The sequence below is a fragment of the Mitsuaria sp. TWR114 genome (assembly GCF_007997345.1).
On record NZ_VOSR01000215.1, the window covers coordinates 1 to 9,792 of the forward strand.

A 9,792-nucleotide genomic window follows, 5' to 3' on the forward strand; every position below is an offset into this window, starting at 1 on the left:
GGCCTGGGGCGAGCGCCTGGGCGTGACGCGGGACGAGAGCGACTTCGCCGTCGACCAGGGCTGGGCGGCGCTGCGCGCCTTCGACAGCGAGATGCAGCGCCGCGGCATGCAGCTGCTGGCGCAGCTCGAGGACGAAGGACGGGTCGGCATCCTGTTGCTGGCGCGGCCGTATCACGCGGATCCGGGACTGCACCATGGCGTGCTCGACGAGTTCCAGGCGCTGGGTTATCCGGTACTGTCGATCCGCTCGATCCCGAAGGATCCGCAGTGGCTGGCGCGTTTCTTCGCCGGGGAGGGCGGCGACCCGCTGGGCGTGGCCGATGTCTGGCCCGAGGCCTATTCGACCAACAGCGCCGAGAAGGTCTGGGCCGCCAAGTTCGCCGCCCGGCATCCCAACCTGGTGGTGCTGGACCTGTCGAGCTTCAAATGCGGCCACGACGCGCCCACCTACGGAATGATCGACAACATCGTCGCGGCGAGCGCGACGCCGTATTCGGCGCTGCACGACCTGGACGCCAACAAGCCGTCGGGCTCGCTGAAGATCCGGGTGCGCACCTATGGGCATACGCTGCAGCGCCACGCCGAGCGCTTGCAGGACCTGCATGCCGCCAAGGACGAGCTGGCGCGGCGCATCGAGGCGAAGCGGCGCGAGCTGCGAGCGCGGGCGAGGGCACGTGACGGCGAGGTCAACCGTGAGGAGAAGGGCGGCCTCGATGGCCTCGCGACGCACGATCCGGCCTCGGAGCGCGACTACGCGGCCTGGCTGGGCGAGGAGACGGTGCCGCGATTCGCGCCGCTGGAGCCGACCACCGGGCGGGCCTGCGACACCGCCGCGACGGCGCATCCGATCACCATCCACCGGAGGACCTCATGAGATTGACGGACGAGGGCGACCGCCCGGTGATCTGGCTGCGCGACGAGCTGGCGCGGGCCGCCGAGATCGAACGCGAGCTCGAGGCCTTCGAGCGCGAGGAACGGGCGCGGCTGGGACTGACGGAGGTGCCGGTGGCGCAGTGGCGCGATCCGGCGCCGCGGCCCTTCACGCGCGACGAGCGCGCCGGCACGACGCTGCTGTGCGGCGGACTGACGCAGGCGCAGGACCTGCTGATCCAGGGCGCGCTGCGGGGCATCGGCTACCGGGTGGAGGTGCTGGGCACGCCGGACGACGAGGCCTTGCGCGTCGGGCGCGAGTTCGGCAACCGTGGCCAGTGCAATCCCACCTACTTCACCGTCGGCAATCTCGTCCATCACCTGCAGCGGCTGCGCGACGAGCAAGGCCTGAACCCGCGCGAGATCATCGCGCGGCATGTCTTCGTCACCGCCGGGGCCTGCGGGCCGTGCCGCTTCGGGACCTACGCGACCGAGTACCGCAAGGCGCTGCGCGATGCCGGCTTCGAGGGCTTCCGCGTGCTGCTGTTCCAGCAGCAGGGCGGTCTGCGACAGGCCTGCGGCGATGGCGACGGGCTGGTGCTGGATCGACGCTTCTTCTTCGCGCTGCTGCGGGCGGTGGTGGCCGGCGACGTGCTCAACGCGATGGGCTACCGGCTGCGGCCGTATGAACGCGATCCGGGCGCGACGCAGGCGGCGCTGGCCCGCTGCAAGGCGGTGCTGCACAACGCGCTGGCGGTGCGCGGCAGCGTCCTGGCGGCGCTGTGGCGATGCCGGCGGCTGCTGGGCGCGGTCGAGCTGGACCGCGCGCGGGTCAAGCCCAAGGTGTCGGTGATCGGCGAGTTCTGGGCGATGACCACCGAAGGCGACGGCAACTACCGGCTGCAGGCCTTCCTCGAGTCCGAGGGCGCCGAGGTGCTGGTGCAGCCGGTCACCGCCTGGCTGCTCTACAACCTCTGGCAGATGCGCTGGGACACGCGACGGCGGATGGCGCTCCCGCGGCACGACGGCGGTCGCCACGGCCTGGCCGGCAGGTCGCCCTGGCGGCGGCTGGCTGCGGCGCGCGCCGCCGAGGCCGGCCTGCGCGGCTGCTACGCGCTGTATGCGGCGGTGCTCGGCTTGCCGGCGCGCCGGCTGTGCAACCTCGACGAGATCGCGACGCTGTCGCACCCGTTCTACGACAACCACCTGCGAGGCGGCGAGGGGCACATGGAGGTCGGCAAGCTGATCCAGAGCGTCACCGCGCGCAAGGCCCACATGGTGGTGAGCGTCAAGCCCTTCGGCTGCATGCCGTCGTCCGGCGTGTCCGACGGCGTGCAGGCGCTGGTGACCGAGAAGTACCCGCAAGCGATCTTCTGCAGCATCGAGACCACCGGCGACGGCGCGGCCAATGCCCACAGCCGGGTGCTGCGCGACCTCTTCAAGGCCAAGCGGCTGGCGGCCGCCGAACGGGCGGCCGGCACCTGAGCAGGCCGGCCCGGCCCGGCTTCGCGCTCGCATCGGGGACTCGGACGACGAACTTGTTGGAGGGGCCACGTAATGTGCGTTCCGCGTGGAAGCATCTAAGTGGTTTGTGAGCCATGCCCTTTTAGACGACAAGTACGTGCGCCGTAGCCAGGATGGTTTCGCCTACTGCTTGACAGCCTCGACTTGGATGACCAGGTGCACGTTGTCGGGGAATCCGTAGTTCAGGCCGTAGTTCACGCCGTACTGGCTGCGCACGATCGTGGCCTCGAAGTCGCCGCCGCAGACCTCGTGCTTGAGCATCGGGTTCTGGTAGCAGTTGAAGTTGACTGCATGCAGCGTGACCGGGTTGGTCTTGCCGTGCAGCGTCAGCGCGCCCGAGATGTCGGTCACCTTGTCGCCGTTGAAGGTGAATTTGTCGCCCGCGAAGGTCGCGGTGGGGTAGGTTGCGACGTCCAGCATCTCATTGCTCGAAATGTGCTTGGTGAACTGCGCGAAGCCGGTGTCCAGCGAGTCGGCGTGGACGGTCACGGACAGCTTGCCGGTCTTGGCGGCCTTGTCGAGTTCGACGGAGCCTTCGGTCTTGTTGAAGCGACCGCGGTTGGTCGAGGTACCGAAGTGGCCAATCTCGAACGTCGCGAAGGTGTGCGTTGGGTCGAAGTTGTAGGTCACGGTCTCAGCATGTGCGATGCCGGCAAGGCCGAGGGCGGCGAGAACGATCACAGAAAGCTTCTTCATGGGGGTGAGCTCCAGCGGGTCAGATTGGAATGGACATGAATTCCCCGGCGCTGACCGCGCCGCCAGGGGCTTGCCCAACGTTGGGACTCATCTGGGAAGTGAAGGCGCGACGGGCGGTCGCGCAACCCCGCGCGCAGGGTTGGGTTGCTCAGAAGGTTGGTCAAGGCAGGCGCGCCGGGGCGGGCACGCGATTCAGGATGTGGCCCAGGACCCGTCCGTCGATGCCGTGGCCCAGGCCGGGAACCACGTCAATCGATGTCGGCACACCGGCCTTTGCAAGATGGGCCAAAGCTTCGATGCTGTGGGCTGGCACCATGACGGTATCTTCATCGCCATGCACGAGGTGGACAGTGACACCCGAGGCCATCAATTCGGGCAGTCGGGCGAACCGACCGGACACTGCGATTACGCGCGCAGCGATCGCACTACCACCACCTGCGGCTGACTCCAGGGCCATGATGGCGCCTTGCGAGAAGCCGATCAGCGTTGTGGCTTCCGGCGGAACGTTTGCGTCGGATTGCCATCGGCGGATCGTCTCGACGAACAGTGGCAATGCGGCGGCGACGCGTTCGGGACGATTGCCTTCCGTGAGGCCCGTGACCGAGATCCATTGCAGCCCCTGGCCCAAGTCTGAGCGATACGGCGCTGCGACGGATACCACGAACGCCTTCGCGTCAATCGCGGCGATCTGCCGGCCGACGCCCGCCATGTTGGATGGCGTCGAGCCAAACCCGTGAAACAGCAGCACGAGCTGCGAGGCTTGGGTAGTGGGTCGTTGGACCACCAGGGATGCGTCGGACATGATGTGTCTAGGTGCCTGTTGATGTACGGCCGACGGCGGAGGACTCTATCGCGAGCACGCCGTGCTGGATGCCGCCTTCGATCACGGTGAAGGGAGGTACACGCCGCATTCGCACTTCGACCGCGTCCAGATCGCACTGCGTGCATCCGCCCTCTCGTCTCGGTCGTTCAGTGCCTCAGGACGACCTTGCCCTGGGCCCCTGAGGCGACAGCCTCGTGGGCCGCGCCGAGCTGATTCAACGGCAGGGTCTGGGCGATCGGCACGACTAGTACTCCCCGGGCACCCGCGTCCAACACATCGCCCAGCATCGCGGCATCCGTACGGTGATAGAGCTCGTGAATGGACACGCGGTTGCCTGGATTGACGTCCTTGGGCACGGGAACGATGCTCACCACCTTGCCGCCGTCGCGCACATGGCGGATGAGATTTCCTGCCACCGGGCCCGCCGCACTGATGGCGCGGTCGAACGTCGCACTGGTCGGCGGCACCGTGATGTCCAGCGCTTCGTCCGCGAGTTCGCGAGCCTCGCCCAGACGCTCCGGGCGAACCCCGGCAACCGGCGTTGCGCCAATCTGCTTCAGATACTGCAGCGCTGCGCGCCCGACCGCCCCGAGGCCTCCAGAGACCAGCACCCGATCGCCGGGCTTGACTCCGAGCGCTTCAACCGTCTGCCGACCGGTGAGGCCAGCCTTGACCAGGGATGCGCCCTCTTCGAAGCTCAGTTCAGCGGGAAGCTTGGCGATGGACGTGGCTGGGACCACACCATACTCGGCGTGGGCTCCCTTACCGTTCGCAGCGAAGTCGGCGACGACCCGATCGCCTACGGCCAGTCCCGTGACGCCCTGGCCCAGTTCGACCACGGTGCCGGCGGCATCTCCGCCAAGTACCGCTGGCAGCGGGAGCGGAATGTACTGAGCCATGAAGCCTTGCCGCAGGATGAGATCGAAGGGATGCACCGCGGAGGCCGCGATCTTGATCAGGACTTCGCCTGCAGCGGGTTGGGGAATCGGTAGGTCACCGATCTCGAACTGATCGACGCCACCATAGGCCTTGAGAAGTGCTGCTTTCATTGCGTTCACCGGAGTAGTGCGTTGCCAGGTGGAAGCCTCGGGCTTCCGGCGGCAACGGAATGGATGGGATACCTGTGGCTGCTGTCTACTGCGCAGCGACGCGCCGGGCGTTGTCGAGCGTCAGGGCACCACCGCCGGCAGCGGCGACGTAGAGGAAGATGAAACAGAACAGGATCGCCGGTTCGCCCATGTTCAGCACGGGCCAGAAGGTTTGTGGGGCATGGGCCATGAAGTAGGCAGCGGCCATCTCGCCAGAAGCGACAAATGCAGCGATTCGGGTCTGGAAGCCGATGATCATCAACACGGAGGTGATGACCTCGATCGCTCCGGCGACGATCAGGATCGTCGGCAGCGGGTAGGTCATGCCTGGAACTGGTGCAGGGAACTGCAGGAACTTCATCGCCGCATGCTCGATGAAGAGCAGAGCCGCGACGATGCGCAGGGCGGTTAGAGCACGCGGAGCCCAGATGGTGGTATTCATTGCGGGATGGTCCTCGCAGGATTGGAAACGGGTGGGGCGCCGAAGCGAAAGCTCGAGGCTGTGAAGCCGCCGAAGAAGTCGGTCTGGTGATAGGTGGCGGTGCCCGGCTCATCCCAGGCGGCACCTACCGCGGCCATCAAAGGAAGAAGATGATCCTCGCGCGGGTGCGCGATGCGCGCAGCGGGCGCCTCTTCCCAGTCGATTAGCCGGCGGGCGCGCTCGTCGGAAGAGGTGTGAACCAGCGTCTGCTGCAACCATGCATCGAACTGCCGCGCAGGCTCGTAGCCGCTGGTGCCGCGCATTGCCTGCAAGTTGTGGAAGCTGAGGCCGCTTCCGATAATCAGCACGCCCTCGTCGCGTAGTGGCGCGAGCGCCCGGCCGACCGCGAGATGTAGCGCCGGATCGAGGCCGGCGTCGAGCGAGAGCTGGACGAGCGGCATGTCTTCCTCGGGGTAGAGCGGCTTCATGAGGCTGAAGGTGCCGTGATCGAAGCCGCGAGTACGGTCGGACCGTGCATCGATGCCGTCCGCGTGCAGCAACTCCTGCACCCGTCGCGCCAATTCCGGCGACCCAGGTGCGCCGTACTGGATGTGATAGAGATAGTCGGGGAAGCCGTGGTAGTCATAGACCATCCCGGGCTTCTCAGCCGAGGAAACGGCGAAGCCGCGCTCTTCCCAATGACCGGAGACCACGAGCACGGCCTTGGGTGCGTCGCTGAGCTCCATGCGCATGTCGAGCAGCGACTGTTCGAGCTGGGCCATGTTGGCGCGGAATTCCCCGGTCATGTAGGGCCATGGACCACCGCCATGGCTGATGAAATAGGTTGGAAGCCTGGGGCCAGTCACTTTCACATTCCCTTTTTGGTGCAACCCGGAGCCTTGCGGTCAGACTGCGTTCGTTGGTGACGACACTGTCGTGGTTTCCTGTAGGTGGATCAACACCCGTTATGTTGATGGATCATTTCCGATACATTGATGAAGATGGACACGATGATCAGCCTGCGGGTGTTCTGCCTCGTGGCGGAGCTGAAGAGCTTTGCCGCCGCCGGAAAGCGCCTAAACCTCTCGCCGGCAATGGTGAGCAAGCACGTGATCCATCTGGAGAACCGCATTGGGATCCGATTGCTCAACCGGACCAGTCGGCATGTCAGCCTGACCGAGCCGGGCGCGCTCTACTTCGCTCAAGCCAAGTCGACGCTCGACGGTCTGGACGAGGTGGAGGCGGCCATCAGCAATGTCGCGGTATCACCGCGAGGGACGCTCAGGCTAAGTGCGCCGGTTTGGACGGCGAACACTTGCTTCGTGAGCATGCTGGCGGAGTACAACCGGCGTCATCCCGATGTATCCCTCGACATGGACCTTAGTGGTCGCATCGTGAACTTGGTGGACGAAGGCTTTGACCTGGCCTTGCGCGCCATGACGCGCGATCGCCTCGATTCAGGCCTCGTCGCGCGTCCGTTGATGCAAGTGGAGTTCCGTCTGGTCGGATCGCCCCACTACCTCAAGCGGATGGGGCGTCCCAAAGACTTCACTGAACTCAACGGTCATGCGCTGCTTCGCTACAGCGGGGTCAGCATCGGCGAGAACTTGGGGCTGGATGGCCCGAATGGTCAACAGAAAATCTCGTTGCGTACGGTGATGCTGAGCGAAAACGAAACAGTCCTGCACTTGGCGGCGCTTCAGGGCATGGGCCTTGCCTTCTTGCCGCTGTGGATGGTTGAGGCGGATCTCGCGGCGAGGCGTCTGGAACTGGTTTTGCCCGATATCCTACGGTTCGGCAACACGCTGCATGCCGTCTATCCAAGCCGCAAGTATCTCTCTGCCAAGGTTCGTACCTTCATCGACTTCTTGGCGTCCCAGATCCCGGAGGACGATCAAGGCACACCGCTTCCGAGTGCCCTCAATCTCCTCAGCAGATGAGATTGGGTCATACACGTTTTGCTGCGGCAGATGAGGCCGACGAGACCTACTTCCTGCGCTCCAGCAAAAGCCAACACGTGCAAGCCCGCAAGGCTCGACACCGAGGCGGCAGCGGAGCCAAGCGCGGACTGTCCGACGAACAAGAGCCGGTGTTGGTGGCGCGAGACCGCTCCGGCGCAGCGGCCGACTTCATCTCGCACCGCGCCGGTAAGGCTCAGACCATCGCGGTGTTGACGCCGGTGCTAGCCCCGGACGCTGCTGTGCACGGACTGCAGCGGCTCGCTAGGAGCGGCAGCCAGACATCTGGGCGTTGAGCACCACGCGCTGAACCTGTCCAGAGGTGAGCGGGGGCAGGGCGCTTGGCACATTGGACCAGCCCCCGTTCGGTGGACGCCACGAGGCGCGACGAGCGTTATCCACGGACGGCTGGTTCGGGCGCTTGCGACGAACCGGGAACCGGCCGTCGGTGGGTAACGCGGTGCTCCGCATGCGCGACGCCTTGGTCTTTCGTCTGGTCGAGCCACGCGGAAGGCCTGTTGCTTCACCGCGAGCCACTGGCTGCCGTTCAGGGGCGGTGGAGCACCGTTGCAGTCGTAGCGGCATGACTGCGCACGGAGATCACGTTCGGGATTCGCCAGTCGGACCTTAACGTTGTGCGCCATGACAGGCCTCACTTCATCGTTGTGCGCCATCGCCATGAGTGCCTAGGTCGAGGGTTTGACTTGCTGCGCCGAATGTATCGGCACATAGATCACGTTGCTCCGCCAATTGCCGTGCATAGCCCCAGCGAGAAATCGATCTCCCCGTGACATCACATAATGCACATTGTCAATCACTCAAACCTGCATTCATGCGCTGTCCTTGACCCATTCGTTATCGAGCTCACTGGCTCCGTTCGCGTTCCGTGATCCACCAACGCGCGTTCCCGCCTAAGGGCTCCACTTCGCAATCGCCGGCACATCCTTGCGTCCCACGCATTTATTGATCCAAACGATGCACTTCACGTCACCAACGGCATGGCCGAGCATGCCGCTCCATGACACGAACCATCCCTTGCGTCCTGATGCGTGCGGGCACCTCCCGAGGCCCGTTCTTCCTGCGCGACTGGCTGCCCGCCGACGAACGCCAGCGTGACGAGGCGCTGATCGGCGCCATCGGCGCCAGCGACCTGCTGCAGCTCGACGGCGTCGGCGGCGGCAACTCGCTGACCTCCAAGGTGGCCATCGTGTCCCGGTCCAAGGAACCGGGCTGCGACGTCGACTACCTGTTCGCCCAGGTCGGCGTCGGCCAGCGCTCGGTGGACACGCGGCCGAACTGCGGAAACATGCTCTCGGGCGTCGCGCCGTTCGCGATCGAACAGGGCCTGATCGATGCCCAGGACGGCGAAACGACGGTCCGCGTGTTCAACGTCAACACCCGCTCGCGCATCGACGTGACCGTGCTGACCCCCGGCCGGCGCGTGGTCTACGCCGGCGACACCAGCATCGACGGCGTCGCCGGCGCCGCGGCGCCCATCCGCCTGAACTTCCTCGATGCCTGGGGCTCGGTCACCGGATCGCTGTTCCCGACCGGCCGCCGCATCGACGCCATCGACGGCCTGCCGGTGACCTGCATCGATGCCGCCATGCCGCTCGTCCTGCTGCGCGCCGCGGACCTCGGCCTGCACGGTCGCGAAACCCCGGCCCAACTCGATGCGGATGCCGCCTTGCTGGCTCGCATCGAAGCGGTCCGTCGTGCCGCCGGGCTGGCCATGGGCCTGGGCGACGTGTCGGCGAGCGTCGTGCCCAAGCCGGTGATCGTGAGCGCCGGCGACGACCCGGACAGCATCACCTCCCGCTACTTCACGCCGCGCCGCTGCCACGCCGCCCATGCGGTGACGGGTGCGATCGGCGTCGCCACCGCCTTCGCCTTGCCCGGCACCGTTGCCAGCGGCGCGCCCGCGCGCGACGGGACGCGCACCGTGTCCGTGCTGCATCCGCAGGGACGCATCGCCATCGAGGTCCTGGTCGCCGGCCAGGGCGAGGCGGCCTCGATCCAGCGCGCCGCGCTCGTGCGCACTGCCAGAAAGATCCTGCAGGGCGAGTTGCATCTGCCCGAGGACGTGTTCTCGACATCAACGAAGGAGACAAACCGATGAAGACTCTGCTCGCGCCCGTGGCGCTGGTGGCCACCGCCGCTCTCACCGCCCTCACGGCCATCAGCGCCCTCGCCGTCCCCATCGCGGCGCCCGCCGCCGCGCCAACCGTCGCCCCCATCGCCTATCCCACGCGGACGATCACCATCGTCGTGCCGACGGCGGCGGGCGGCGGCAACGATGCGATGGCGCGCACCATCGCGCAGAAGCTCGGACCGCTGCTGGGCCAGACGGTCATCATCGACAACCGCGCCGGCGCCAACGGCGCGATCGCCAGCGAATTCGTCGCCCGCGCG

Annotated in this window: 9 protein-coding genes and 2 pseudogenes; 6 read left to right on the forward strand and 5 right to left on the reverse strand. The window is 66.3% G+C overall.

What is annotated here, in order from left to right:
* Positions 1-874, forward strand: an 874-nt coding sequence (locus tag FUT87_RS09735; protein ID WP_222617101.1) for an acyl-CoA dehydratase activase-related protein, incomplete at its 5' end; no start/stop codon positions are given.
* Positions 871-2,355 (forward strand): 2-hydroxyglutaryl-CoA dehydratase, encoded by a 1,485-nt coding sequence (locus tag FUT87_RS09740; RefSeq protein WP_147240895.1) that lies wholly within the window; start codon positions 871-873, stop codon positions 2,353-2,355. The genes FUT87_RS09735 and FUT87_RS09740, both read left to right, overlap by 4 nt.
* Before the next feature lie 162 nt (positions 2,356-2,517).
* On the opposite strand, the gene FUT87_RS09745 is transcribed toward FUT87_RS09740, so the two are convergent.
* The 5 genes from FUT87_RS09745 to FUT87_RS09765 all read right to left on the reverse strand — a co-directional run bounded on the left by FUT87_RS09745 (position 2,518) and on the right by FUT87_RS09765 (position 6,288).
* Complete coding sequence (locus tag FUT87_RS09745; RefSeq protein ID WP_091724629.1) at positions 2,518-3,090, reverse strand: YceI family protein; 573 nt, start codon at positions 3,088-3,090, stop codon at positions 2,518-2,520.
* A 160-nt stretch (positions 3,091-3,250) separates the two neighbouring features.
* The gene (gene ypfH, locus FUT87_RS09750) at positions 3,251-3,892 is read right to left on the reverse strand and encodes an esterase (RefSeq protein WP_091724630.1); all 642 of its coding nucleotides are present in this window, start codon (positions 3,890-3,892) and stop codon (positions 3,251-3,253) included.
* 167 nt (positions 3,893-4,059) lie between these two features.
* A complete protein-coding gene (locus FUT87_RS09755; RefSeq protein ID WP_147240896.1) occupies positions 4,060-4,962 on the reverse strand; it encodes an NADP-dependent oxidoreductase in 903 nt (300 codons plus the stop codon).
* 85 nt (positions 4,963-5,047) lie between these two features.
* The gene (locus FUT87_RS09760; protein WP_091724632.1) at positions 5,048-5,443 is read right to left on the reverse strand and encodes a DoxX family protein; all 396 of its coding nucleotides are present in this window, start codon (positions 5,441-5,443) and stop codon (positions 5,048-5,050) included.
* A complete protein-coding gene (locus FUT87_RS09765) occupies positions 5,440-6,288 on the reverse strand; it encodes a class III extradiol ring-cleavage dioxygenase (RefSeq protein WP_147240898.1) in 849 nt (282 codons plus the stop codon). Before FUT87_RS09765 ends, FUT87_RS09760 begins: the two co-directional genes overlap by 4 nt.
* A 135-nt stretch (positions 6,289-6,423) precedes the next feature.
* On the opposite strand from FUT87_RS09765, the gene FUT87_RS09770 reads away from it, so the two are divergent.
* The 4 genes and pseudogenes from FUT87_RS09770 to FUT87_RS09785 all read left to right on the forward strand — a co-directional run.
* On the forward strand, positions 6,424-7,362 hold the full coding sequence (locus tag FUT87_RS09770; protein ID WP_091725293.1) for a LysR family transcriptional regulator: 939 nt from the start codon (positions 6,424-6,426) through the stop codon (positions 7,360-7,362).
* A 32-nt stretch (positions 7,363-7,394) separates the two neighbouring features.
* A pseudogene (locus FUT87_RS09775) lies at positions 7,395-7,731 on the forward strand (IS1595 family transposase); the annotation flags it as partial.
* Positions 7,732-8,398: 667 nt separating this feature from the next.
* Positions 8,399-9,499 carry a 4-oxalomesaconate tautomerase gene (locus tag FUT87_RS09780; protein ID WP_147240897.1) on the forward strand — a complete coding sequence of 367 codons (1,101 nt, stop codon included), beginning with the start codon at positions 8,399-8,401 and terminating at the stop codon, positions 9,497-9,499.
* Positions 9,496-9,792, forward strand: a pseudogene (locus FUT87_RS09785) (tripartite tricarboxylate transporter substrate-binding protein); the annotation flags it as partial. The gene FUT87_RS09780 and the pseudogene FUT87_RS09785, both read left to right, overlap by 4 nt.